This is a genomic window from Bacillus sp. BC08 (assembly GCF_054326875.1).
Window position 1 is genome coordinate 839,461 of record NZ_JBTGPA010000035.1, and the last position, 24,338, is coordinate 863,798.

Sequence of the window (24,338 nt, forward strand, 5' to 3'; positions counted from 1 at the left end):
AAAGGGGTTCGTTTTTTCTGTGAACAGTATAGATCGGAGTGTTTAAACATGCAAGAAGTATGGAAAGACATCGATGCAAACGCAAAACAGTGGATTCGAGATGCAGGAGAGTTTTTAATGGCATCAATGGAAAAAGCACTTATTATAGAAACGAAATCCAATGCAGCTGATCTAGTAACAAATATGGACCGAGAAATAGAACAGTTTTTAATTGGGAAAATTAAAGAAACATTCCCGAACCATAATATTTTAGGAGAAGAAGGTTATGGAGATGAGGTAACTTCTTCTGATGGGGTTGTTTGGTTAATTGATCCAATTGATGGCACGATGAACTTTGTTCATCAAAAAAGAAATTTCGCAATTTCAATTGGGATTTATGAGAACGGTATCGGAAAGGTTGGACTCATTTATGATCCAGTTCATGATGAACTATACCATGCGGTAAAGGGAGCTGGAGCATCTTGTAATGAAGTACCAATACCTTTATTGGAAAAAGGAACTGTAGAACAAGGTATTGTAGCTTTAAATGCAATATGGCTTACCGAAAATCCATTGCTGAATAAGGAAAGTATGATGGCGCTGGTTAAGAAAGCAAGAGGCACGAGATCATATGGCTGTGCAGCGTTAGAGATGGTATACGTTGCAACAGGAAGAATAGATGCATATGTAACGCCGAGATTATCACCATGGGATTTTGGTGGGGGACAGATAATTGTAGAGGAAGTTGGAGGCAAGGCGACAACATTTTCTGGATCCCCGCTTTCTATCGTAGAGAAGAGCAGCGTATTAGTTGCAAAACCTGGAGTGTATGAAGAGGTGTTACGATTTATAGCGGAGTAACAAAAAAAGTAAGAGGCTGTATAAGCGCTTCTTACTTTTTGACGTTATTGCGATTTACGCATTTTTCTTTTTGTTACAAAACCGTATCCAACTGTAACAAATGTGCCGATAATGCAAATAATAATACCGATGGGACTATTTTCAGCGACCATAATACCGATACCGATTAAGAAAATAACACCGATAATTGCTGTTAATAAAAAGCGATATTGAATGTGTTCCATTTCTTCACCCTCCAATCTCATTTTACTTTCACAAAAGTAAGAATACAACTATATTTTCATTCTAGATTTTATTTTGATTGCCATTGTATCCCCTTCGCTCTTATAATAGAGAAGGATTAAAAAGACATTAGGAGTTGGACATGTTGAAAAAACGACAAGATTTACGAAATATAGCAATTATTGCCCACGTTGACCATGGTAAAACAACACTTGTTGACCAGTTATTACGTCAAGCGGGGACGTTCCGTGCGAATGAACATATTGAAGAACGCGCAATGGACTCAAACGATCTAGAAAGAGAACGTGGTATTACAATTTTAGCTAAGAATACTGCGATTCACTATGAAGATAAAAGAATTAACATTTTAGATACACCTGGTCACGCTGACTTCGGTGGAGAAGTAGAACGTATCATGAAAATGGTTGATGGTGTTCTACTTGTTGTTGATGCATATGAAGGTTGTATGCCACAAACACGATTTGTTTTAAAGAAAGCTCTTGAGCAAAACTTAACTCCAATCGTTGTTGTAAACAAAATTGACCGTGACTTCGCTCGCCCTGATGAAGTAGTTGATGAAGTAGTTGACTTATTCATCGAACTTGGTGCAAACGAAGATCAATTAGAGTTCCCAGTTGTATTTGCATCAGCAATGAACGGAACAGCAAGCTTAGATTCAAACCCAGCAAATCAAGAAGAGAATATGAAATCATTATTTGACACAATTATTGAACATATTCCAGCACCAGTTGATAACAGCGAAGAGCCACTTCAATTCCAAGTAGCACTTCTTGATTACAATGACTATGTTGGTCGTATCGGGGTTGGACGCGTATTCCGTGGTACAATGAAAGTAGGACAACAAGTTGCATTAATGAAAGTTGACGGAACTGTAAAACAATTCCGTGTAACGAAATTATTTGGTTACATCGGATTAAAACGTCAAGAAATTGAAGAAGCAAAAGCTGGAGATTTAGTAGCTGTTTCAGGTATGGAAGACATTAACGTAGGTGAAACAGTATGTCCGGTTGAGCATGAAGAGGCTTTACCATTATTACGTATTGATGAGCCAACACTACAAATGACATTCCTTGTAAATAACAGCCCATTTGCAGGTCGTGAAGGTAAATTCATTACATCTCGTAAAATTGAAGAGCGTCTTCGTTCACAATTAGAAACAGATGTAAGTTTACGTGTAGATAATACAGATTCTCCTGATGCGTGGATCGTATCTGGACGTGGGGAATTACATTTATCTATCCTAATTGAAAACATGCGTCGTGAAGGTTATGAGCTACAAGTATCTAAGCCTGAAGTAATTATTAAAGAAGTTGATGGCGTAAGATGTGAGCCTGTAGAGCGCGTGCAAATCGATGTACCTGAAGAATACACTGGTTCTATTATGGAATCTATGGGTGCACGTAAAGGTGAAATGTTAGATATGGTGAATAACGGAAACGGTCAAGTTCGCCTTACTTTCATGGTTCCAGCACGTGGTTTAATTGGTTACACAACAGAATTCTTAACATTAACTCGTGGTTATGGTATTTTAAACCATACATTCGATTGCTACCAACCAGTACACGCTGGACAAGTTGGTGGACGTCGCCAAGGTGTTCTAGTTTCACTTGAAACAGGAAAAGCATCACAATACGGTATTATGCAAGTTGAAGACCGTGGTGTAATCTTCGTTGAACCAGGTACAGAAGTATATGCTGGTATGATTGTCGGAGAACACACTCGTGAGAACGACTTAACAGTTAACGTTGTGAAAATGAAACAACAAACTAACATTCGTTCTGCGACGAAAGATCAAACTTCAACAATGAAAAAACCACGCTTAATGACTTTAGAAGAGTCATTAGAGTACTTAAACGATGATGAGTTCTGTGAAGTAACTCCAGAATCAATTCGTTTACGTAAAAAGATTCTTGATAAGAGTGAGCGTGAAAGAGCTGCTAAGAAAAAGAAATCTGTAGAAGCGTAAAATAATAGAACAGCTACCTTTGAGGGGTAGCTGTTTTTTATTGTATTTATTTTTGGAATATTTACTCTTTTTTGTGGACAGTATTTTTTTTGCAGGTTACTCTTGTATTAAGTACATAAATAAAATTTGTTTTTGTGAGAAAGGGGGATAAATGATGTTAGAAAGAATGTCGTTTTTTGCGAAATTATGTAAAGTTGATGAAAATCCAGAACTAGGGATGTGGTTACTATATGGCACCATTATTATATTAAGCGCACTTGTGTATAATTTAGGTTTTGCAAGAAAACTATCAATAATAAAAAATATAGTGATATATATATCGTTAGCGATTGGGTGTACAGTTTTAACTTTCTTTGCAGTTTTTTTACCTGTTGGAGAGGGGCTTGTTGTAGCGGCGATTGTACTTGGAATTTATAGGTTGCGTTTACGTCAAGCAAGACAACAAAAAGCAGGGTGAGGGGGGATTTTTATGCGTTCAGTACAAGATGCACTATATAATTGGTTAACAATTAAAACAGTTGCCGAAGCACGTCCAGATGATTGTGCTGCAAAAGAAACGTATTTGTTATTTCAAAATATGATATATGAAGAACATAAATTAACGGATGTGGAAGTTAAAAAGAACGAAGAAATGTATTTGATTACATATGAAATGAATGGAGAAAAAAAATCTGCCAGGTTTCCATTAGAAGCTATTGATTGCTTTTTGGATCAAATGAATCGAGAACCTGAAAAATATAAATAAGTCCTTATCTCTATGATTAAGGACTTATTTACATTTTACCAATCGTCTTCGACTTTTTTATCACGATATAATCGGAAATTACCACTTGCATGACGTTCCATTGTACGTTCTGCAATTCGTTCCGAACATTCCATGCACATATATGTATGAATAGGGCGGTTACGCAGTTTTTTTGCCATAGGATTTTCATCATCTAACATATCTTTTTTATCACAAATCATACATTTGACTCTCATTTCGTCACCTCAATACGAATTCTATCAGTATAAGTATATCATGGAAGTATAATGTTTTTGAATAATAGTGGGAAAAAATAATATTTTCGCAATTCGAAAAATAAGTTATGATAAGGATATATTAAGTATATTTGGAGGTGGAAATATGGCGAATGTAGTAGAGCCTACATTAACAGATGATTTAGTACAAACGTTACGCAAAGAATGTATTGTTATGATAGCAACAACAGACTTCGAAAAACAAGTTCCTAACGTAAGTGCTATTTCTTGGGTGTATGCAGTGAGTAAAACTAGTATTCGATTTGCAGTAGATCAGCGTTCACGTATTGTGGAAAATATACGGCATAGTACTGGGGTGGTATTGACTATAATGGCGAATGAATCCGTATTTTCCATAAGTGGTGCAGGTGAAATTTTGACTGATAGAATGGAAGGCATACCTCTAAAATTAACTGTAATAGAAGTAAATGTACAAGAAGTACGTGATGTTATGTTTTATGGAGCGAAACTTGCAACTGAACCAACGTATGAAAAAACATATGATATTCGCGCAGCGAAGAAGCTGGATAACCAAGTGTTAGTAGGAATAAAAGAATTATAAGTGTGATAAATAAGAAAGTCAGTTATTAACTTTTGTAATCAGTTATTGTGATTTTATGTTAATAATTATAATTAAAAGTAATATATTGAATAGAAATGAATAAAAAATAAATAAAAGGTTTAATGGCTATGGATTTCGATTCTACCTCGTTTATACGGTACATATAATTATAACAATGGTTCGTCCATATTTTATGGATGAAACCCTTGTTCTACAAATTTAAAAGTGGAGTCAGGGGGTAACAGGTTGGATAAAATTTATGTGTTAGATACGAATGTACTTTTGCAGGATCCTTTATCTATTTTTTCATTTGAAACCAATGAAGTAGTGATTCCAGCAGTTGTATTAGAAGAGGTTGATTCGAAAAAACGTTATATGGATGAAGTAGGACGAAATGCCCGTTATGTATCTAAGTTAATAGACAAATTTCGTGAAATAGGAAAGCTGCATGAAAGTATTCCGCTAGAAAACGGCGGTACATTTCGTATTGAATTAAATCATCGTTCATTTGTTCAACTACAAGATATTTTTGTAGAAAAAACAAATGATAATCGAATTTTAGCTGTAGCAAAAAATCTATCTTTAGAAGAGCAAGAAAAAGAGGACGGGAAGTCTGTTATTTTAGTAAGTAAAGACGTGCTCGTAAGGGTAAAAGCTGATGCAATTGGTTTGAAGGCGGAAGATTATTTAAGTGATCGTGTAATTGAAGTAGATAATATATATTCAGGATTTTTAGAAGGGTATATATCAAAAGAGCAATTGGATTATTTTTATGAAAAAGGTGAATTGCCTTTATCCGAAATTGCAAATCACCCTTTTTATCCAAATCAATTTGTAGTAATGAAAGATGCATTAGGGGGATCTAGTTCAGCACTTGGTATTGTGGATCACTTAGGTAAGAAGGTAAAGAAACTTATTTTTCATAATGAACAAGTATGGGGGATACGACCACGAAATGTGCAGCAAATTATGGGATTAGAATTGTTGCTTCGTGAAGATATTCCGCTAGTAACGTTAACAGGGAAAGCTGGTACAGGAAAAACATTACTAGCTTTAGCTTCGGGGCTCATGCAAACTGAAGATTTAGGGCTATATAAAAAACTACTCGTTGCAAGGCCAATTGTTCCAGTTGGAAAAGATATCGGTTATTTGCCAGGAGAAAAAGAAGAAAAGTTAAGACCGTGGATGCAACCGATTTTTGATAATCTAGAGTATTTATTTAATACGAAAAAGCCAGGAGAGTTAGATGCTATTTTAGCTGGAATGGGTTCGATTGAAGTAGAAGCTCTTACCTATATACGTGGGAGAAGTATTCCGGATCAGTTCATTATAATTGACGAAGCACAAAATTTAACGAAGCATGAAGTGAAAACGATACTAACGAGAGTAGGAGAAAAAAGTAAAATCGTATTAATGGGAGATCCTCAGCAAATTGATCATCCGTATTTGGATGAGTATAATAACGGTTTAACATATGTTGTAGAGAAGTTTAAAGAGCAACGTATTAGTGGTCATGTAAAGTTTGTTAAAGGGGAGCGATCGAATTTAGCTCAACTAGCAGCGGATTTATTATAAAAGGAGTGAGCTGAGGCTCACTCCTTTTTCTTCCAAGTATACACTTTAAATAATTGTAAATTTACGGATGTTACAGATTGGATTTTGTCTATTAGATCCATCATTGTAATATAAATGAACAGGTCCATCCTCTTTTAATGGCTTTCCTTCTTTTGAAAAACCAAGAATAGCATTTTCTACAGTTTCTAATGGAAGTATTATTGTTTGATCTACTGTTTCAATTTCGACTTGCGTAGCGTCATCTGAAACTTCGGCGTTTGCAAGAAATGGATGAAATGGTATACCGAACGTTCCAGTAATTAGCTGTTCTTTTTTATATTTCTTTACACTTTGTTGTATCGGTGGAAACGCAGCACCATCACGAATTTCGCGATCCCAATGTTCTGAAGTGTTTTTTAAATAAGTTTCTAGTTCTGATGTGTTTTCTCTTGTTTCATCAAAGTAAGTTGTCAAATCTACTTTTCGATCATCAAAGATCCAAACAGTTGGATCGATAGTGATTGGAAAACGAACTTTTCCATTAATAAATAAAATTTCGCTCATTGTTGTTCCCCCATTTGTGTTATACTCCCACTTTTCAGTATAATAGCATTAGACACGGTTGTCACAAAAAATGTTTCTATTGCAATTTACTAAAACTATCGCTAATATTAATAGATAGGAGAGAGTAGGACGGAAACGGAGGGAATCAATTTGGCGTCTGAGACAGTATCAAATCATCAGGAAAAGGCACTAGCCCTTCTACAAGCGGATGCGGAGAAGATTTTAAGACTTATTAAGGTGCAAATGGACAATCTTACAATGCCGCAATGTCCATTATATGAAGAAGTGTTAGACACACAAATGTTTGGACTATCCCGCGAGGTCGATTTTGCAGTTCGCCTTGGTCTTATTGCAGAAGAACAAGGGAAAGCAATGTTAGGAGAGCTTGAACGTGAGTTATCTGCACTTCATGAAGCATTTACAAACAAACAACAATAACGGGTTCAAATAGGGGGGCTCAAACTGAAATAGTTTGAGCTTTTTATTTGTATAATAAAGCAGGAAGAATCAATGTACATATGGAATACAACAATAATTAAATTGAAACAGAAAGAGGAAATGAAATGAAAAGAGTATGGAAATCAATGGATTATTCATTATTACTTCCTCTTGTTATCTTATGTGTGTTGGGAGTTATAATGGTATATAGTTCTAGTTCCATTGTCGCGATTTCGTCGAAATATAACTGGCCAGCAGATCACTTTTTTAAAAAACAATTAGTTGCTCTTACTATTGGAACGGTAATACTAGTGATTGTCGTTATAATCCCTTACAAATTGTGGAGGGAAAAGATGGTTCTAGTAGCCATGGGGCTAGGGAGTCTTGCCTTACTAACAGCAGCCTTAGTTTTCGGGCAGGTCATAAATGGTGCAAAAGGATGGATATTAGGTATACAACCGGCTGAGTTTGTGAAAATAACGGTTATTATTACGCTAGCAACCTTTTTTGCTAAGAAACAAGAGAGGCAAACCCCTTTTTTCCAAGGGATAATACCTCCTCTATTTGTTGTTGGTGGATCGATGGCATTAATTTTATTTCAAAATGACTTGGGAACTGACATATTAATAGGTGGAACAGTGTTAATTATGTTCTTCTGTTCAGGGGTTAATGTGAATTTGTGGATAAAAAGGTTTTTATTAACATCTGTCGTGTGGATTCCAGCATTGTATTTTATCGGAAACTATAAATTAAGTGACTACCAAAAAGCTCGATTTTCAGTTTTTCTTGATCCATTTAGTGATCCTCAAAAGGATGGATTTCAATTAATAAATTCATTTATTGGAATTGCCTCAGGTGGGTTAAATGGTAGAGGATTAGGAAATAGTATACAAAAGTATGGCTACTTACCAGAGCCGCAAACGGATTTTATTATGGCGATTATATCTGAAGAACTAGGTTTTATAGGTGTAGCTATCATTTTAATCTGTTTATTACTTATTATTATTCGTTCGTTTAGAGTGGCGCAAAAATGTAAGGATCCATTTGGAAGTTTAGTTGCGATTGGAATTGCAAGTTTACTTGGGATACAAACCTTTGTTAATGTTGGTGGTATGTCTGGATTAATACCGCTTACAGGGGTACCTTTACCGTTTATTAGTTATGGTGGTAGTTCTTTGTTGGCTAATCTAATTTCGATGGGTATATTGTTAAATATTGCTAGTCATGTAAAACGACAAGAGAAGCAGCAAAATGAGGAAATGAAAGAAAGAGAACAAGATGGACCACGTCTTGTTGTTGTAAAATAAAAAACACATTGTGCTTTAGAGCGCGATGTGTTTTTTATTTTTTAAAAATATTAAATATGATACATTAATCAGTATTTATAATAAAAAATATATCACATTAGAACTAATGTGATATACAATTAAGTTGTTAGAAAAGGGAGAGGTATGCTATACTATTTTTGTGAAACAAATTGATCAGAAAACTTATCATTTGTTAAAAAATAAGGTATGATGGATAAAAATAAAGTGAAGCTTTCTAAGTATAATATAATGTAGAAAGTGAAGAACTTCACGCTCTTTATGGTGTGTATATATTTTATCTCTAGAGTGGTAGGAAAGTAGAGGGGGAAAATCATGACAAAGCTGCAACGTATTCAAAAAGTATTGGTAGCTAACCGTGGAGAGATTGCAATTCGTGTGTTTCGAGCTTGTTCGGAACTTGGATTAAAAACAGTTGCAATCTATTCTAAAGAGGATAGTGGTTCTTATCATCGTTATAAAGCCGATGAGTCCTATTTAGTTGGGGAAGGGAAAAAGCCAATTGATGCTTATCTAGATATTGAGGGCATTATTGAGATTGCGAAAAGTAATCATGTAGATGCAATCCACCCTGGATATGGTTTCTTGTCAGAAAATATTCAATTCGCAAAACGTTGTGAAGAAGAGGGAATTATCTTTATCGGTCCAAAGAGTAAGCATTTAGATATGTTTGGAGATAAAGTGAAAGCAAGAACACAAGCGCAGCTAGCACAAATTCCAGTTATTCCTGGTAGTGATGGGCCAGTAAATTCAATAGAAGAAGTCAAAGAATTTGCTGAAAAGTATGATTACCCGATTATTATTAAAGCTTCCCTTGGCGGTGGCGGTCGTGGTATGCGCATTGTACGTACTAGTGAAGAATTAAGAGAGTCGTATAATCGAGCGAAGTCAGAAGCAAAAGCAGCCTTTGGTAATGATGAAGTATACGTAGAAAAATTCGTTGAAAAACCTAAACATATAGAAGTTCAAATTTTAGCAGATGAAGAGGGCAATGTTGTTCATTTATACGAGCGTGACTGTTCTGTACAACGTCGTCATCAAAAAGTTGTAGAAATTGCACCTAGTGTGTCACTTTCAGATGATTTGCGCCAGCGTATTTGTGATGCTGCTGTTAAGTTAACGAAAAATGTAAATTATTTAAACGCAGGAACAGTAGAATTTCTTGTAAAAGGTGATGAGTTTTACTTCATAGAAGTAAATCCACGTGTTCAAGTTGAACATACGATTACAGAAATGATTACAGGAGTGGACATCGTTCAATCGCAAATTTTAATAGCTGATGGACATGCATTACATAGTAAAATAGTGGGTGTTCCGAAGCAAGAGGAAGTAGTTGTACATGGATTTGCAATACAATCTCGTGTAACGACTGAAGACCCATTAAATAATTTCATGCCGGATACAGGGAAAATTATGGCATACCGCTCAGGTGGTGGTTTCGGTGTTCGTCTTGATACAGGTAATAGTTTCCAAGGTGCTGTTATTACACCGTACTACGATTCTTTACTTGTAAAAGTTACAACATGGGCACTTACTTTTGAACAAGCTGCTGCGAAAATGGAACGTAACTTAAAAGAATTCCGTATTCGTGGTATTAAAACAAATATTCCATTCCTAGAGAATGTAGTAAAACATAAGAACTTCTTATCAGGAGAATATGACACTTCATTTATTGATGCGTCACCTGAACTATTCTTGTTCCCGAAACGTAAAGACCGCGGAACGAAAATGTTAAATTACATTGGGACAGTAACGGTCAATGGCTTCCCAGGAGTAGGAAAAAAAGAGAAACCAATTTTCCCGGATGCTCGTATACCGAATGTATTACATTCAGAGCCGATCCAAAATGGAACGAAACAAATTTTGGATGCGCGTGGAGCAGACGGATTAGTAAAGTGGGTACAAGATCAAAATCGTGTACTTTTAACGGATACAACATTCCGTGATGCGCATCAGTCATTACTTGCGACGCGTATTCGTACAAAAGATTTACATCAAATTGCAGAGCCGACAGCGAGAATGTTACCGAACCTATTCTCAGCGGAAATGTGGGGCGGTGCAACGTTTGATGTTGCATATCGTTTCTTAAAGGAAGATCCATGGGAACGATTACTAGATCTTCGTGAAAAAATGCCAAACGTTTTATTCCAAATGTTACTGCGTTCTTCAAACGCAGTTGGTTACAAAAACTATCCAGATAATTTAATTCAAAAATTTGTGGAATGTTCTGCTCAAGCTGGAATTGATGTGTTCCGTATTTTTGATAGCTTAAACTGGGTAGAAGGTATGAGAGTTGCGATTGATGCTGTGCGAGATACTGGTAAAATTGCAGAAGCAACAATGTGCTACACAGGAGATATTCATGATCCGTTACGTAGTAAATATGATTTAAATTACTATAAAAACTTAGCAAAAGAGTTAGAAGCATCAGGAGCACACATATTAGGAATTAAAGATATGGCAGGCTTATTAAAACCTAATGCGGCATATGATTTAGTTTCTGCATTAAAAGAGACGGTATCGATTCCGATTCACTTGCATACACACGATACGAGTGGAAATGGTATATTAACGTATACAAAGGCAATTGAAGCAGGTGTTGACATTGTCGATGTAGCAGTAAGTTCTATGGCTGGTCAAACGTCACAACCAAGTGCGAACACGCTATACTATGCATTAGGTGGAAACGAAAGACAGCCAGACGTTAATATAGATTCATTAGAAAAATTATCTCATTATTGGGAAGATGTACGTAAATACTACGCACCGTTTGAAAGTGGTATGAATGCACCCCATACAGAGGTATATATGCACGAGATGCCAGGCGGACAGTATAGTAATCTACAACAACAGGCGAAAGCGGTTGGCTTAGGAGATCGCTTCGATGAAGTGAAAGTAATGTATCGCCGTGTGAATGACATGTTTGGCGATATTGTTAAAGTAACACCATCATCTAAAGTTGTCGGTGATATGGCATTATTTATGGTTCAAAACCACTTAACAGAACAAGATGTTTTAGAACGTGGGCATTCTATGGACTTCCCGGGATCTGTTGTTGAAATGTTCTCAGGAGATTTAGGACAACCATACGGTGGTTTCCCGAAACAATTACAAGAAATTATTTTAAAAGGGAAAGAGCCATTAACAGTAAGACCGGGTGAATTATTAGAGCCAGTAGATTTCGACGCGTTAAAAGAAGAGCTATTCCATAAACTTGGACGCGAAGTGACGATTTTTGATGTCGTTGCATATGCATTATATCCAAAAGTATTTATGGATTACGAAAAAGTTGCTGAGCTTTATGGAAGTGTATCTGTGCTTGATACACCGACATTCTTCTATGGTATGAGACTTGGTGAAGAAATCAATGTGGAAATCGAACAAGGTAAAACATTGATGGTAAAACTAGTATCAATCGGAGAGCCTCAGCCAGATGGAAATCGTGTTCTTTACTTGGAGTTTAACGGTCAACCACGTGAGATTGTTGTGAAAGACGAAAGTGTGAAAGCAACAGTGGCACAACGTGTGAAAGGAAACCGTGAAAATCCAAACCACATTAGTGCAACAATGCCAGGAACGGTTATTAAAGTAGTTGTTAAAGAAGGCGATGAAGTGAAAAAAGGCGATTCTATGGCAATTACAGAAGCGATGAAAATGGAAACGACAGTTCAAGCGCCGTTCAATGGTAAAGTGAAAAAAGTATATGTTAACGATGGAGATGCAATTCAAACGGGTGATTTACTCATTGAATTAGATCACTAAAATAGAAAAGAGCTGTGTACATGCAGCTCTTTTTCTTTATTGCAAAAAATACCTTGCCAATTCGGCAAGGTATTTTAATTTGAATTTATTTTGTTTGTTTAGAAGTTGATTCAGCTTCTTTTGCATTCGCTTTACTTCTTGTACCTAACATAACTAAATAGCATAGTACAGCAAACAAGCAAGAAATGAATAGTGAATGTAATAATGCCATTGCTAAACTAGCATTTGTAAATACGACTAAAATTCCTACTATAGCTTGAAGTGTAACAAGGATAAATGAAATGATCCATCCCCAGTATACGACAGGTTGCTGCTTGTAATGGCGTATAGCGAGAATCATCGCGTATAGTATCCAAGCGAAAATTAACATTGCTGCAACTCTATGTCCCATTTGAACCCATTCATGGAGTTGAGTTGGCATAGGTCTATTTTTGCTACATAAAGGGAAGTCTGGACAGGCTAAGCTAGCTCGTTCGTGACGTACTAAAGCTCCTGTGTAGACAACGAGATAACAGTAAATTGTTACACCATAAATATGAAATTTCATTTTTTTGTCCATAATAAGTGAACGTGCATCAAATTTTTGGTCAATTTCAAAGATAAGACACGTTAATAAAATAACAGAAGCAAATGAAATTAAGGAAATACCGAAATGGATAGCAAGTACAGCTGGCATTTGTCCCCAAACAACTGCTGCAGCCCCCATTAATGCTTGTGCAACTAAAAATACGAAGGATAAAATTGCTAACGTTTTTGTTTCGCGCACATGTTTATAATATTTCCAGGACAAAATACAAAGGAGAGTTACAAGAATTCCTGCTGATCCTGATGTAAGGCGATGACTTAGTTCAATAATAGTTTCCATTGATAAATTAGATGGAACAAATTCACCGTTACAAAGCGGCCATGATTTACCGCAGCCTTGGCCAGAACCCGTTTTTGTAACTAAGGCGCCTCCTAATAAAACTATTAATAAATCAAGACTCGTAATGACTGCTAACCATTTAATAAAGCGTTGCAATCTCTTTCACCATCTTTCTGCTATGAAGTTATTGCGAAATATATTCATTCCATTATGTATAGAATAAAACGCGCTAGTTCCTATGATATATAAAAAATAATAAAATAGCAAAGAAATGGCGGGGGAAGACAGGGGAGAGAAAATGGATGTAGAAATAGGATGTATAAGGAAAATTTTAGGGGGAAAATAGGCTATTTTGAAAAGAAATGGGGAGAATACGTGTTAAATATGACAAAAAAGTTTATGATAGAAGGTAACATCATGTTATGATAAGGACAAGTAAGAATTAAGTTTTTTATGTTCGACACAAAAAGTTCATGTTTTCTTCACAAAATGTTCGGGAAATATGATTTAATATATTGGAGTATGGGCGTAGATTAGTAGTAGAATGGGTTAACAATGTTTCTACTGTAATAATATTGCTATATAGAAGCGAAATATTTCATTCGAAATAGGCGCAAAAAGAAAGATGAAAGTTTTAAGAGGGGGTTAAAGTGATGAACCATGCAACAAGTGAGCTGCATGATGAGTCTGCTGTTACAAGTGTACCGGAAACAACTCGGTTACAAGATTTAAAAGCACTCGTTAAAATGGGGATTGTAAACTCAAATACACTTACTGTATTTACAGGATTTTGGTTGGCATTACACTTTAATGGATTAAGTGTGATGGACAATCTGGATAAGTTATTTTTTACAATCGTTGGTTCTGGATTAGTTATGGCAGGGGTATGTTGTTTAAACAACTACATTGATCGAGACATCGATCCATTAATGGAAAGAACAAAGACCCGTCCAACGGTTACTGGAAAGTATAAACCAGGATTTGCACTTACATTTGGATTAGTTATATTACTTCTTGGGTTTGTATTTTTATTATTAACAACACCAATGGCAGTGTTAATGGGGTTTATTGGTGCTTTCACATATGTTGTTCTATATAGTTTATGGACAAAGAGAAAGTATACACTAAATACTGTTGTAGGTAGTATCTCTGGTGCAGTTCCACCTTTAATTGGATGGGCAGCAATCGATCCATCTTTAGGACATCCAATTGCTTGGATGCTATTTTTGATTATGTTTATTTGGCAAATCCCACATTTCCTTGCATTAGCAATGAAACGTGTTGATGAATATCGAAATGCAGGAATTCCAATGCTTCCTGTAGTTCATGGATTTGAAATTACGAAACGCCAAATTATGATTTGGACAGTATGTTTATTACCACTACCATTTTATATGAGTGGTCTAGGGATAACATTTATGGTAATTGCAACATTGTTAAACATCGGATGGATCGTTTTAGGATTTTATGGCTTCCGTAAGAAAGATGACATCAAATGGTCCGTACAAATGTTTGTTTATTCCCTAAATTATTTAACAATCTTATTTGTATCAATGATTGTAGTTACATTCTTCTAAGACAACGACATAATTGGATTTCTTTACGTTGAGATTTACTTTACTTAACTATAAAGTACAATCTAATTCACAAGGAAAGTGGGGGTTGTTTGTATGAAGAAACAGTGGCGACTGCTTTCGTTCGTTTCACTGCTGGCTTTACTGTTAGGGGGATGCGGTAAAGCCTTTCAATCTACTTTAATTCCGCAAGGAGAAGTAGCAAAAATGCAATATGATTTGCTCTTACTAGCAACTGCGATTATGGTAGGAGTAGTACTAGTAGTTACTATTATTTTCTTATATGTAATTGTGCGTTTCCGACAAAAGAAGGGTCAGGAAGATTATATTCCGGAGCAAGTTGAAGGGAATCACAAACTAGAAATTATATGGACAGTTATTCCGATTATACTTTTGTTAATCTTAGCTGTTCCGACGGTTACATATACATTCAAACTTGCTGATGTAAGTGCGATGGAGAAAAAGAATATTGATAAAGATACTATCGTTGTTGATGTAACAGCGAATCTTTATTGGTGGGAATTTTCTTATAAATCAGAAAAAATAGTGACTTCTCAAGATTTAGTCATCCCCACAGGTAAGAAAGTGTATTTGAATTTGAAGGGTGCCGATATTAAACATTCGTTTTGGGTTCCATCTTTAGCTGGGAAAATGGACACAAATACAGATAATGTGAACAAAATGTGGTTAAAGGCAGATAAATCGGGCACTTATAATGGTTTTTGCACAGAATTTTGCGGCCCATCACATTCTTTAATGCAATTCAAAGTGAAAGCTTTAGATGAAAGCGAGTACAAAAAGTGGCTTGCTGATATGAAGAAGATTGATGGGAAGAAAGAAGTAGCTTCAACAAAGGCGCAAGAGGGCCAAGAAATATTTAATAAAAGCTGTATTGGTTGTCATGCAGTTGGATCTAATGATAGTAGACCACCTTCCGCTCGTATCGCACCAAACTTAGCAAACTTTGCGGATCGCGATATGGTTGCCGGTATTGCCGAAAATAATGAAGAAAACTTAAAAAAATGGCTGAAAGATCCTGAAAATATGAAACCAGGAAATAAAATGACTGGTAAATATGGCAACTTAACGGATGATCAAATTGGTGCATTAAATGCATACTTACAAACGTTAAAAGTTGAAAAGTAAAGAGGGATTATTCGCGAAGGGGAGGTTGAAAACGTGAGTTCTGTAGCAAAAAAACAGGGGATGGGTGCTGTCATATGGGATTATTTAACGACAGTAGACCATAAAAAGATTGCCATTCTCTATTTAATTGCAGGTGGATTGTTTTTTGTAATAGGCGGAATAGAGGCTCTATTTATTCGCCTTCAATTAGCGATTCCTAACAATGCTTTTCTTGTTGGGGATGCTTATAATCAAGTATTAACGATGCACGGTACAACAATGATTTTCCTCGCAGCTATGCCACTCGTGTTTGCATTTATGAACGCCGCTGTACCACTTCAAATTGGTGCACGCGATGTAGCGTTCCCGTTTTTGAATTCACTCGGATTTTGGTTATTTTTCTTTGGTGGAGTATTTTTAAATTTAAGTTGGTTTTTAGGTGGAGCACCTGATGCAGGATGGACATCTTATGCATCTTTAGCTTTAGCCTCTAAAGGCCATGGTGTTGATTTTTATGTACTCGGATTGCAAATCTCCGGTATTGGTACATTAATTGGAGGTATTAACTTCCTTGTAACCATTATTAATATGCGTGCGCCAGGAATGACGTATATGCGTATGCCGATGTTTACATGGACGACATTTGTAACATCTTCGTTAATATTATTCGCTTTTCCGCCGTTAACTGTAGGATTAGGACTTCTAATGTTAGATCGTTTATTTGGAACAAGTTTCTTTAATCCAGCATTGGGCGGGAATACAATTATATGGGAGCATTTATTCTGGATTTTCGGTCATCCAGAAGTATACATTCTTATACTCCCAGCTTTCGGAATATTCTCAGAAATCTTCGCGACATTTTCGAAAAAGCGATTATTTGGTTATTCATCGATGGTGTTTGCGACAGTATTAATTGGATTCTTAGGATTTATGGTATGGGCGCATCATATGTTTACTGTTGGGCTTGGTCCAGTTGCAAATGCTATTTTCTCAGTTGCAACAATGGCGATTGCGGTTCCGACCGGTATTAAAATATTCAACTGGCTCTTTACAATGTGGGGCGGAAGTATTCGTTTTACGACACCAATGATGTGGGCAGTAGCTTTCATTCCATCATTCGTAATGGGCGGAGTTACAGGTGTTATGCTAGCGTCTGCACCAGCTGATTATCAATTTCATGATAACTATTTCGTAGTAGCACACTTTCATTATGTAATCGTTGGCGGTGTTGTATTTGGTTTACTTGCAGGGGCTCATTATTATTGGCCACTGATGTTTAATAAAGTACTGAATGAAACGTTAGGGAAGATAACGTTTTGGCTATTCTTTATCGGTTTCCATTTAACGTTCTTTATTCAGCATTTCCTAGGGTTAATTGGTATGCCGCGCCGTTACTACACATATCTTGAAGGGCAAGGATTGGAAATGGGGAATATGATTAGTTCTATTGGAGCGGTGTTTATGGCTCTTGGAACGATTGTTCTTCTATTCAATGTAATTAAAACAACGGTATCAAAAGAAAAGGCTGGTCGTGATCCGTGGGATGCACGTACGTTAGAATGGACAATGCCAGCACCTACACCGGAATATAACTTTAAACAATTACCATTTGTTCGCGGATTAGATCCGTTTTGGATTGAAAAACGTGAAGGGAATAAAGAGATGACAGCGGCGGAACCAGTTGGTGATATTCATATGCCAAATCCATCATTTTCACCATTTATCATTTCGTTAGGGTTGTTTATAGCGGCATTTGGTGCAATGTATATGCAGGGTGGAAAAGATAAGTTTTGGTTATTAGTAGCAATTATTGGTTTAATCATTACATTTGGCACAATGTTCCTACGTTCAGTAATAGATGATCATGGATATCATATTCATAAGGAAGATTTAGAAGATAAGGGGGGCAAGGCATAATGCATGTAGATGAAAAATTAACGAATGAAACATTTCCAGCAGAGCCTGAAAAAGCAACCCTTGAGGGGAAAAATAAGTTTGTCGGTTTTTGGTTATTTCTTGGAGGCGAAACAGTATTGTTCGCTTCCTTGTTTGGCACATATTTAGCGTTAAAGAATTCTACAAACGGTGGACCAACATCTCAAGAGATGTTCCAAATGCCACTCGTTTTCATTATGACGATGCTTTTATTGACGAGTAGCTTAACGAGCGTATATGCGATGTATCATATGAAAAACTTTAACTTTAAGAAAATGCAACTTTGGCTACTAGTAACAGTGTTGCTAGGTTTAGGATTCTTAGGGTTTGAGATATATGAGTTTTATCATTATACGCATGAATTTAAGCATACTATGAGAAGTAGTGCGTTTGGTTCCGCGTTTTATGCTCTTGTTGGTACGCATGGACTCCATGTATTGTTTGGATTGTGTTGGATTTTAACATTAATTTTTAGAAATGCGAAGAGAGGGCTAAATTTATACAATGCACCGAAGTTTTATGTTGCATCGATTTATTGGCACTTTATTGACGTAGTTTGGGTGTTTATTTTCACTGTAGTATATTTAATGGGAATGGTGGGATAAACAATGGCGATAAAGCAAACGAATAATCCTAAAGTTGATCTTGTTTATCGGAAGAGAAAAAGTGCGGAGGAAATGAAGCATCAAGTTATTACGTTTGCATTAATGATTTTTTTAACATTAGTTGCATTTGCAGCAGTAGCATATCCGAAAACTTTTAGTCCGACTTTCTCAGTACCATTTATTTTACTATTAGCAGTGGTACAAGTAATTTTTCAATTGTATTATTTTATGCATATGAGTCATAAAGGCCATGAAGCGGCAAGTTTCTTTCTTTATTCTGGTCTGTTAATCGGGTTAATTACAATTTTAGCTTTTATGACAATTGTGTGGATTTGAAAAGTGAAAAATAAGGGAGCTTGTGTTGTCACAGCTCCCTCTTCATATTACGTGAAAGGGTAACCTTAAGAAGGTGGGTGTGACAATGAGTAACTTGTGGATATTTGGTTTTCAAGCTCTATGGAGTCCAATCTTTTTATTATTTATGCTTTCGATTCTTATTGGGTACTTTTTAATTATTGGGCCATATAGAACGCGATTTGAAAATGCGACGAAGGTAAGTAAGAAGCAAATTTTTTATTTTACGACTGGGATTGTTCTTTTGTACTTTGTAAAGGGAGGGCCTATTGATTTAATTGGTCATATTATATTTAGTGCACATATGTTTGAAATGGCAGTCATGTATATTGCAGTTCCGCCGTTATTATTGCTTGGTATACCGGTTTGGTTATATCGTTATATTACTTCTTTTAAGTTCGTTCAAATTATATTAAAGATATTTGCTAAGCCGCTTATTGCATTGTTTGTATTTAATGGCCTGTTTTCTTTTTATCATTTACCAGTTGTTTTTGATACAGTAAAACAAAGTCAAATTGCTCATCCTATTTGTCTCGCTATATTGTTCTTTACGGCAATCATGATGTGGTGGCCGATGCTAAATCCATTACCAGAATATCAAACGTTAAGTGATATAAAGAAACTTGGTTATATGTTTGCTAACGGTATATTATTAACGCCAGCTTGCGCGTTAATCATTTTTGCGACTGCACCGTTATTCGCAACGTATACGGATCCAGCTGCTTGGATGAAGGCGATGGAACTTTGTGTACCAGCGGGAACTTTATCAGATTTAAATATAACGGGACCAGAATTTTTACACTGGATGCCAGTCGTACAAGACCAACAAACAGGCGGCATCATTATGAAAATTGTCCAGGAAATAGTGTATGGTACAATTATCGGCTATGTATTTTTTCGATGGGCGCGTCGAGAGCGTGAAAAGGATAAAGAGCAGCTGCAACAATTGCCGCCGTATTTACAAACGAAATAAAAGTGAGTGCATCATATTGATGCACTCACTTTTATTTTATTCAATGATTTGGAATTCTTTTAACTCTTTTTCGACATTTTGTAGGAGTTGTTCGCTTTTTTGAAGTACATTCGTTGGGAAAGTTTCACCATCACCATATTCAACGCCGTGAGGATAATAATGTTTTCCTAATAAGGGAGGAAGTAGCTTTACTTCAGCGTGTCTGCTACCAATGTCACCTTCAACAGCAAAACCTTGTACACGCAAATAATAAATATCGTTTAATATTTCGAATTTATAATCGTATGTAACCCGCTCATAATCCCATTGTCCAGCGAGTACAAAATGGTTCTTTTCCATAATCTCTGTTAATAGTGTTAAATCAATGACTGCCCCATTAAATTTCGCATTTGTAAATTGCATATAATACCTCCTCTTTTCATGTTACATCATTATTTTTATAATAGTATGAATAATAAGAAAGTGCAATTCATATTGAGAGAAAAGGGATAATCCAGACTTTTTTTGCGAAAATATGATATAGTGAAAAGAGTACGGTACACACAAAAAAGGAAAGAAAAGGATTTGTGTATATCTCAATTTTATGTTTTGTGCAGGAGGTATATCGATTGAAGAAATTATTGCGTATCGTAATGATTACATTTTTAATTTTAGCTATTGATTTATACGGGAAATTACTCGTTTCACAATATATATTAACCCCATCTCAATCAAAGCAAGAAAATAAAATTGTGAAAAAGAAAAAACAAGTAAACGAAGACTCTTCCGATACTGTTTTAAATATGATTGGTGGGGACTCTGAAAATTTATTAGCAAAATGGGGCGAACCATCTCGAATAGAGCCATCTGCTTACGGATATGAATGGTGGGTATACAATCAAGATTTAACTCAGTATGTGCAATTTGGGGTTGCGGAACGAAAAGTTGTAACGGCGTATGTTGCTGGAGAGCAAGTTAAGGTGCCGCCTTATTATATAAATGAAAAATATGAAGAAGTGTATAAAAAGAATCCACTCTCGCATGAGATTTCGTTAAAAAGAGGGAAAAATAGTTATCAATTTGAGTTATCTGACACGGAAGTGATGGAACAACCATTAATACCTGTAGAAGATGGCTGGGCACAATTATATTTTGATCATTTTACACATGAGCTTGTTGGTGTTCGTTATATGGATGATGAAACATTATTACGCCAAAGACCGTATCAGCTTGTTTATTCAGGTGAATTACTACCTGAACAACCATTGACTCCAGATAAAATGAAACAAATAGAGAATGGGAATATGCAACAAATTTTCGATTTAACCAATATTATTCGAAGTCGCCATAAGTTACCGCTGTTAGCTTGGGATCAACAAACAGCAGATGTGGCTATAGGGCATAGTAAAGATATGAAGGATAATAATTACTTTTCACACGATTCACCTACACTAGGTACGTTAGGAGATCGTTTACAGCGCGGAAAAGTAGGGTTTCAACTTGCTGGTGAGAATATAGCGGCGCAACATAGTGATGGAATTGCGGCAGTGCAAGGTTGGTTAAATAGTGAAGGGCATAGAAAGAATGTATTAAATGAACAATTTACAGGATTAGGTGTTGGGGTATACGATAAGTTTTATACACAAAACTTTATTCGAAAATAAAGTGGAATTTTAAGTTGTGTAGGGGACACCTCACGTTAAAGTACTTCGTATTCACTGAATTGTAGGTGGAAATCTTACCGTATGCAAATAGCAGGATAAAAAGGTGCATGAATCGTCTAAAAATAGGCGAACCATGTGCCTTTTTTTTCTTACTATATAGTAGATATACATGAAGAGGTGAGGATTATGCCAACAACAAAAGGACCGTTACATCCATCGGTTCAACAGTTTAAAGAGTTTGTAAACCATCACCCTAAAATGGTTCATGAGGTTAGAAGTGGTCACAAAACTTGGCAACAGTTTTATGAAGAATGGTACTTACTTGGTGAAGAAGATCCGATATGGGCAACTTTTAGACCGGATGGAGCGCCAGCTTTTTCTTCGGTAAAAGAAAATAAACAAGAAAAAGATAATCGAACTGAAGAGGAAAAAACTGCTGATGTGATGGGACAAATGCTCTCTTTCTTTAAAAAGCTAGATGTGGAGCAGATGCAACACCATTTAGCTAATGTGACGAGTGCTATTGGTAGTGTGCAACAAGTTTTTCAACAATTTCAAGGGAAGCCCGCGCGGCAAGAAGAAAGTACTTCCGAAAATAATCCATTTTTCTTTCAGAAGGATTAGGGGGAAAGCGGATGAGAGCAGAAATTATAGAGTTTATAAAGGCGGATGAGGATTTATCTCGCTATATTAGGGAGCAACCGTACTGGTATAGAAAATTAACGCGAAACCCCGAAGAAAAAGAGGCATTTGAGTTAGCGGCTATGCAACATTTCAAAAAAACGATACCAGATAAAGTTGAGAAATTTCAAAATCAATTGGCAGTAGCCTCCATTATGATTGATATGTTTCAGTATATGAAGCAGCAAAATACAACATAATTGGAAGGGAAAACTATGTCCGTCATGCAGAACTTTTGATACAATAGAAGCGGATTATTTAAAAAGGAGTTGCAGCATGAGCATGACGGAAATTTGTTTAGTACGACATGGACAAACTGATTGGAATTTTCAAGAGATTATTCAGGGACGTGAAGATATTCCACTTAATGAAGTGGGAAAGAAGCAAGCAAGTCAAAGTGCAGCTGCTTTGCAAGCGGAAGCATGGGATATAATTATAAGTAGCCCATTAATTAGAGCGCACGAAACAGCTAAGGAAATTGCAGGGGCTACAGGATTGCAATCGATTTTATTGGATGATCGATTTGTTGAACGTAATTTTGGTGAAGCTTCTGGGAAGCCGGTTGCGACTGTTAGGGAGCTAATTGCAGAAGGTAAAGTAGAAGGTATGGAACAAGATGAAGAGATTGTAACTCGTTGCTTTGCTGCTGTAAAAGATGTTGCAGAAACTCATTCTGGCAAACGTATTATCATTGTAGCTCATTCACATGCGATAAAAGCAATTCTACATGCAATTGCACCCGAAGATATTTCGTTTAAGACACCGTTAAAAAATGCATGTATTAGTTATGTGAAAGAAAATAGTGGGAAATGGGATGTTCTGAAATATAATATTGCGGAACATATTAATGTATAAGTATGTGCTGGAATTATATAGAAAATAGTTAGAGTGATATCTTTCTGTTTAGTGAGGCACTTCAATTAGTAGTTCTATTCTAAATGTGGTATGATGAATACTCGGAGGTGTCTCTCATGATTGTAGCGACGCTGGAAAGCGTATTGATATTAGATAAGGCAGAGCAGCTTGCAAAAGCGATCATCTGTTCAGATATAGCAGAAGATTATCGTAAGTGTTATAAAGAATTGCATGAAGATATGGAAGTTCAGACGTTAATTCAGCAATTTACAGCGATGAAAGAACGATATGAAGAAGTGCAACGTTTCGGTAAATACCATCCTGATTATACTTTCGTTTCGACGAAAATGAGGGAGTTAAAGCGTTCTATAGACTTACACGATAAGATTGCAGCTTTTAAACGAGTAGAAACAGCTTTGCAAAAGTTGTTAGATGAAGTTAGTGTAGCAATCGGTTCGGAGGTGTCTTCTTCCATCAAAGTTCCAACAGGAAATCCATTTTTTGATGCTGGTGGCTGTGGTGGCGGTTGTGGTACTGGCGGAGGTTGTGGCTGTAAAACGGGGTAAATCACCCCGTTTTTTAGAAGGTAGAAGAAAACGTATACAGAGTTTGTCCTGTAATGTCATAAATTTCTGATTGGTTTTCATAAAATATAAAATATATGTTTTTAAAAGGAGAAGATGGAGAAGATTATGTTCGGGCAACGACAAAGTATGATTGTTTATTTACATTCATTGAAACATGCCAAGATTTTAAGGAAATATGGTAACATACATTACATATCAAAACGCTTAAAATACGCAGTAGTATATTGTGATATGGAGCAAATTGAGCATATGATGCAAAAGTTGAATAAACTTCCTTTTGTGAAAAAGATAGAACCGTCGTACCGCCCGTATTTAAAAACGGAATTTGAAAATTCACGTCCTGATCGGGCAAAAGAATACGATTATAGCTAATAAAAAAATCCCCTGCTAATTTTAGTGGGGGATTTTTTTATTTGAAATAAAGTGTTATTTCATTGGAGGAATGAAATTATTCATTCGTAAAATACCAATTAAATGATTGAAGAACAGTTCTTTTTCTGGGAAAGTTGTGGATGGTTTTACCGTAAAGGTAGTTACTTTTTTTCCCAGTTGTTCTGCTGTTTCTTCAAATAAAATGACGCGTTTACTTTTTTTATTTTCAAGTACAGGAATGCCTTCACGACATATGTATAATGGTTGGAAATCACCAGTAGTAGTTGGTTTTAATATTACAACAAGTGAGCACACTTTTTTTTCATTTTTAATCGTTTCAAATTGTAACATATGTGTTATACGTTCTTGATTTGATTTGGCAATTTCAAGTAATTCATATAAATCAGAGTAGCCTTCTCCGAGTTCTATAAAGCGTTGAATCATATTTTTTCCTCCTCTTTCTTTTACTTACTGTACCATCTCACTTTTTAAATG

The 24,338-nt window shown here is 36.0% G+C and carries 27 protein-coding genes; 21 read left to right on the top strand and 6 right to left on the bottom strand.

The window, feature by feature from the left end:
- Positions 1–48 precede the first annotated feature (48 nt).
- The gene (locus ACXVYO_RS22605) at positions 49–840 is read left to right on the top strand and encodes an inositol monophosphatase family protein (protein WP_458468534.1); all 792 of its coding nucleotides are present in this window, start codon (positions 49–51) and stop codon (positions 838–840) included.
- 44 nt (positions 841–884) lie between these two features.
- On the opposite strand, the gene ACXVYO_RS22610 is transcribed toward ACXVYO_RS22605, so the two are convergent.
- Positions 885–1,064 (bottom strand): DUF5325 family protein, encoded by a 180-nt coding sequence (locus ACXVYO_RS22610; protein WP_000400129.1) that lies wholly within the window; start codon positions 1,062–1,064, stop codon positions 885–887.
- A gap of 140 nt (positions 1,065–1,204) precedes the next feature.
- Here ACXVYO_RS22610 and typA point away from each other — a divergent pair, with 140 nt between their 5' ends.
- From typA to ACXVYO_RS22625, 3 genes are all read left to right on the top strand, one after another.
- Positions 1,205–3,049, top strand: a complete 1,845-nt coding sequence (typA, locus tag ACXVYO_RS22615; protein ID WP_000914755.1) for a translational GTPase TypA — start codon at positions 1,205–1,207, stop codon at positions 3,047–3,049.
- Between the two features lie 154 nt (positions 3,050–3,203).
- Positions 3,204–3,506 (top strand): YlaH-like family protein, encoded by a 303-nt coding sequence (locus ACXVYO_RS22620; protein WP_000893660.1) that lies wholly within the window; start codon positions 3,204–3,206, stop codon positions 3,504–3,506.
- Positions 3,507–3,518: 12 nt separating this feature from the next.
- Positions 3,519–3,794: a hypothetical protein gene (locus ACXVYO_RS22625; protein ID WP_458468535.1), complete on the top strand. Its 276-nt coding sequence runs from the start codon at positions 3,519–3,521 to the stop codon at positions 3,792–3,794.
- A gap of 35 nt (positions 3,795–3,829) precedes the next feature.
- On the opposite strand, the gene ACXVYO_RS22630 is transcribed toward ACXVYO_RS22625, so the two are convergent.
- On the bottom strand, positions 3,830–4,030 hold the full coding sequence (locus ACXVYO_RS22630) for a YlaI family protein (protein ID WP_001995040.1): 201 nt from the start codon (positions 4,028–4,030) through the stop codon (positions 3,830–3,832).
- 145 nt (positions 4,031–4,175) lie between these two features.
- Here ACXVYO_RS22630 and ACXVYO_RS22635 point away from each other — a divergent pair, with 145 nt between their 5' ends.
- Together ACXVYO_RS22635 and ACXVYO_RS22640 are read left to right on the top strand one after the other, a co-directional pair.
- A complete protein-coding gene (locus ACXVYO_RS22635) occupies positions 4,176–4,631 on the top strand; it encodes a pyridoxamine 5'-phosphate oxidase family protein (RefSeq protein WP_063260458.1) in 456 nt (151 codons plus the stop codon).
- Between the two features lie 246 nt (positions 4,632–4,877).
- On the top strand, positions 4,878–6,206 hold the full coding sequence (locus tag ACXVYO_RS22640; protein WP_000358079.1) for a PhoH family protein: 1,329 nt from the start codon (positions 4,878–4,880) through the stop codon (positions 6,204–6,206).
- Between the two features lie 45 nt (positions 6,207–6,251).
- Here the strand turns inward: ACXVYO_RS22640 and ACXVYO_RS22645 are convergent, their stop codons facing one another.
- Positions 6,252–6,749, bottom strand: a complete 498-nt coding sequence (locus ACXVYO_RS22645) for a peptidyl-prolyl cis-trans isomerase (protein ID WP_458468536.1) — start codon at positions 6,747–6,749, stop codon at positions 6,252–6,254.
- Between the two features lie 150 nt (positions 6,750–6,899).
- Between ACXVYO_RS22645 and ACXVYO_RS22650 the strand changes: the two genes are divergently transcribed.
- From ACXVYO_RS22650 to pyc, 3 genes are all read left to right on the top strand, one after another.
- Positions 6,900–7,187: a YlaN family protein gene (locus ACXVYO_RS22650; protein ID WP_000135698.1), complete on the top strand. Its 288-nt coding sequence runs from the start codon at positions 6,900–6,902 to the stop codon at positions 7,185–7,187.
- Between the two features lie 125 nt (positions 7,188–7,312).
- Positions 7,313–8,494, top strand: a complete 1,182-nt coding sequence (locus ACXVYO_RS22655; protein WP_458468537.1) for an FtsW/RodA/SpoVE family cell cycle protein — start codon at positions 7,313–7,315, stop codon at positions 8,492–8,494.
- A 333-nt stretch (positions 8,495–8,827) separates the two neighbouring features.
- The gene (gene pyc, locus ACXVYO_RS22660; RefSeq protein ID WP_063260457.1) at positions 8,828–12,274 is read left to right on the top strand and encodes a pyruvate carboxylase; all 3,447 of its coding nucleotides are present in this window, start codon (positions 8,828–8,830) and stop codon (positions 12,272–12,274) included.
- A gap of 85 nt (positions 12,275–12,359) precedes the next feature.
- Here pyc and ctaA read toward each other — a convergent pair whose 3' ends face one another.
- Positions 12,360–13,295, bottom strand: coding sequence for a heme A synthase (ctaA, locus tag ACXVYO_RS22665; RefSeq protein WP_061678266.1), 936 nt, complete (start codon positions 13,293–13,295; stop codon positions 12,360–12,362).
- Positions 13,296–13,792: 497 nt separating this feature from the next.
- Here ctaA and ctaB point away from each other — a divergent pair, with 497 nt between their 5' ends.
- The 6 genes from ctaB (at position 13,793) to ctaG (ending at position 19,705) form a co-directional block, all read left to right on the top strand.
- A complete protein-coding gene (ctaB, locus tag ACXVYO_RS22670; protein ID WP_001015058.1) occupies positions 13,793–14,716 on the top strand; it encodes a protoheme IX farnesyltransferase in 924 nt (307 codons plus the stop codon).
- Positions 14,717–14,809: 93 nt separating this feature from the next.
- Complete coding sequence (coxB, locus tag ACXVYO_RS22675; protein WP_458468538.1) at positions 14,810–15,859, top strand: cytochrome c oxidase subunit II; 1,050 nt, start codon at positions 14,810–14,812, stop codon at positions 15,857–15,859.
- Between the two features lie 60 nt (positions 15,860–15,919).
- Complete coding sequence (ctaD, locus tag ACXVYO_RS22680) at positions 15,920–17,755, top strand: cytochrome c oxidase subunit I (RefSeq protein WP_170955056.1); 1,836 nt, start codon at positions 15,920–15,922, stop codon at positions 17,753–17,755.
- Positions 17,755–18,378, top strand: coding sequence for a cytochrome c oxidase subunit III (gene ctaE / locus ACXVYO_RS22685; protein WP_000557861.1), 624 nt, complete (start codon positions 17,755–17,757; stop codon positions 18,376–18,378). The genes ctaD and ctaE overlap by 1 nt, the downstream gene beginning before the upstream one ends.
- Before the next feature lie 3 nt (positions 18,379–18,381).
- Complete coding sequence (gene ctaF / locus ACXVYO_RS22690; protein ID WP_000985699.1) at positions 18,382–18,714, top strand: cytochrome c oxidase subunit IVB; 333 nt, start codon at positions 18,382–18,384, stop codon at positions 18,712–18,714.
- Between the two features lie 85 nt (positions 18,715–18,799).
- Entirely contained in the window at positions 18,800–19,705 is a 906-nt protein-coding gene (gene ctaG / locus ACXVYO_RS22695) for a cytochrome c oxidase assembly factor CtaG (RefSeq protein ID WP_242256305.1), read from the top strand.
- A gap of 36 nt (positions 19,706–19,741) precedes the next feature.
- Here the strand turns inward: ctaG and ACXVYO_RS22700 are convergent, their stop codons facing one another.
- A complete protein-coding gene (locus ACXVYO_RS22700; protein ID WP_458468539.1) occupies positions 19,742–20,107 on the bottom strand; it encodes a YugN family protein in 366 nt (121 codons plus the stop codon).
- A gap of 206 nt (positions 20,108–20,313) precedes the next feature.
- Here ACXVYO_RS22700 and ACXVYO_RS22705 point away from each other — a divergent pair, with 206 nt between their 5' ends.
- The 6 genes from ACXVYO_RS22705 to ACXVYO_RS22730 all read left to right on the top strand — a co-directional run bounded on the left by ACXVYO_RS22705 (position 20,314) and on the right by ACXVYO_RS22730 (position 23,843).
- Positions 20,314–21,348: a CAP domain-containing protein gene (locus tag ACXVYO_RS22705; protein ID WP_458468540.1), complete on the top strand. Its 1,035-nt coding sequence runs from the start codon at positions 20,314–20,316 to the stop codon at positions 21,346–21,348.
- Positions 21,349–21,534: 186 nt separating this feature from the next.
- Positions 21,535–21,972 carry a YlbD family protein gene (locus ACXVYO_RS22710; RefSeq protein ID WP_061678261.1) on the top strand — a complete coding sequence of 146 codons (438 nt, stop codon included), beginning with the start codon at positions 21,535–21,537 and terminating at the stop codon, positions 21,970–21,972.
- A gap of 11 nt (positions 21,973–21,983) precedes the next feature.
- A complete protein-coding gene (locus ACXVYO_RS22715) occupies positions 21,984–22,229 on the top strand; it encodes a YlbE-like family protein (RefSeq protein ID WP_140970578.1) in 246 nt (81 codons plus the stop codon).
- 82 nt (positions 22,230–22,311) lie between these two features.
- Positions 22,312–22,884: a histidine phosphatase family protein gene (locus tag ACXVYO_RS22720; protein ID WP_073516934.1), complete on the top strand. Its 573-nt coding sequence runs from the start codon at positions 22,312–22,314 to the stop codon at positions 22,882–22,884.
- Between the two features lie 116 nt (positions 22,885–23,000).
- Complete coding sequence (locus ACXVYO_RS22725; RefSeq protein ID WP_097816891.1) at positions 23,001–23,450, top strand: YlbF family regulator; 450 nt, start codon at positions 23,001–23,003, stop codon at positions 23,448–23,450.
- Between the two features lie 126 nt (positions 23,451–23,576).
- The gene (locus ACXVYO_RS22730) at positions 23,577–23,843 is read left to right on the top strand and encodes a YlbG family protein (RefSeq protein ID WP_061678315.1); all 267 of its coding nucleotides are present in this window, start codon (positions 23,577–23,579) and stop codon (positions 23,841–23,843) included.
- Positions 23,844–23,897: 54 nt separating this feature from the next.
- Here the strand turns inward: ACXVYO_RS22730 and ACXVYO_RS22735 are convergent, their stop codons facing one another.
- Positions 23,898–24,287 carry a DUF7147 family protein gene (locus tag ACXVYO_RS22735; RefSeq protein ID WP_000616014.1) on the bottom strand — a complete coding sequence of 130 codons (390 nt, stop codon included), beginning with the start codon at positions 24,285–24,287 and terminating at the stop codon, positions 23,898–23,900.
- Positions 24,288–24,338 lie beyond the last annotated feature (51 nt).

What these genes read in the sequence shown, in the direction of transcription:
- coxB (WP_458468538.1), top strand. Translation starts at nt 14,810, where the DNA reads ATGAAGAAACAGTGGCGACTGCTTTCGTTCGTTTCACTGCTGGCTTTA.
- ACXVYO_RS22635 (WP_063260458.1), top strand. Translation starts at nt 4,176, where the DNA reads ATGGCGAATGTAGTAGAGCCTACATTAACAGATGATTTAGTACAAACG.
- ACXVYO_RS22715 (WP_140970578.1), top strand. Translation starts at nt 21,984, where the DNA reads ATGAGAGCAGAAATTATAGAGTTTATAAAGGCGGATGAGGATTTATCT.
- ACXVYO_RS22610 (WP_000400129.1), bottom strand. Translation starts at nt 1,064, where the DNA reads ATGGAACACATTCAATATCGCTTTTTATTAACAGCAATTATCGGTGTT.
- ctaG (WP_242256305.1), top strand. Translation starts at nt 18,800, where the DNA reads ATGAGTAACTTGTGGATATTTGGTTTTCAAGCTCTATGGAGTCCAATC.
- ctaB (WP_001015058.1), top strand. Translation starts at nt 13,793, where the DNA reads ATGAACCATGCAACAAGTGAGCTGCATGATGAGTCTGCTGTTACAAGT.
- ACXVYO_RS22735 (WP_000616014.1), bottom strand. Translation starts at nt 24,287, where the DNA reads ATGATTCAACGCTTTATAGAACTCGGAGAAGGCTACTCTGATTTATAT.
- ACXVYO_RS22655 (WP_458468537.1), top strand. Translation starts at nt 7,313, where the DNA reads ATGAAAAGAGTATGGAAATCAATGGATTATTCATTATTACTTCCTCTT.
- ACXVYO_RS22620 (WP_000893660.1), top strand. Translation starts at nt 3,204, where the DNA reads ATGTTAGAAAGAATGTCGTTTTTTGCGAAATTATGTAAAGTTGATGAA.
- ACXVYO_RS22625 (WP_458468535.1), top strand. Translation starts at nt 3,519, where the DNA reads ATGCGTTCAGTACAAGATGCACTATATAATTGGTTAACAATTAAAACA.
- ACXVYO_RS22730 (WP_061678315.1), top strand. Translation starts at nt 23,577, where the DNA reads ATGTTCGGGCAACGACAAAGTATGATTGTTTATTTACATTCATTGAAA.
- typA (WP_000914755.1), top strand. Translation starts at nt 1,205, where the DNA reads ATGTTGAAAAAACGACAAGATTTACGAAATATAGCAATTATTGCCCAC.
- ctaF (WP_000985699.1), top strand. Translation starts at nt 18,382, where the DNA reads ATGGCGATAAAGCAAACGAATAATCCTAAAGTTGATCTTGTTTATCGG.
- ACXVYO_RS22605 (WP_458468534.1), top strand. Translation starts at nt 49, where the DNA reads ATGCAAGAAGTATGGAAAGACATCGATGCAAACGCAAAACAGTGGATT.
- ACXVYO_RS22645 (WP_458468536.1), bottom strand. Translation starts at nt 6,749, where the DNA reads ATGAGCGAAATTTTATTTATTAATGGAAAAGTTCGTTTTCCAATCACT.
- ACXVYO_RS22725 (WP_097816891.1), top strand. Translation starts at nt 23,001, where the DNA reads ATGATTGTAGCGACGCTGGAAAGCGTATTGATATTAGATAAGGCAGAG.
- ACXVYO_RS22700 (WP_458468539.1), bottom strand. Translation starts at nt 20,107, where the DNA reads ATGCAATTTACAAATGCGAAATTTAATGGGGCAGTCATTGATTTAACA.
- ACXVYO_RS22710 (WP_061678261.1), top strand. Translation starts at nt 21,535, where the DNA reads ATGCCAACAACAAAAGGACCGTTACATCCATCGGTTCAACAGTTTAAA.
- pyc (WP_063260457.1), top strand. Translation starts at nt 8,828, where the DNA reads ATGACAAAGCTGCAACGTATTCAAAAAGTATTGGTAGCTAACCGTGGA.
- ctaE (WP_000557861.1), top strand. Translation starts at nt 17,755, where the DNA reads ATGCATGTAGATGAAAAATTAACGAATGAAACATTTCCAGCAGAGCCT.
- ACXVYO_RS22720 (WP_073516934.1), top strand. Translation starts at nt 22,312, where the DNA reads ATGACGGAAATTTGTTTAGTACGACATGGACAAACTGATTGGAATTTT.
- ACXVYO_RS22630 (WP_001995040.1), bottom strand. Translation starts at nt 4,030, where the DNA reads ATGAGAGTCAAATGTATGATTTGTGATAAAAAAGATATGTTAGATGAT.
- ctaD (WP_170955056.1), top strand. Translation starts at nt 15,920, where the DNA reads ATGGGTGCTGTCATATGGGATTATTTAACGACAGTAGACCATAAAAAG.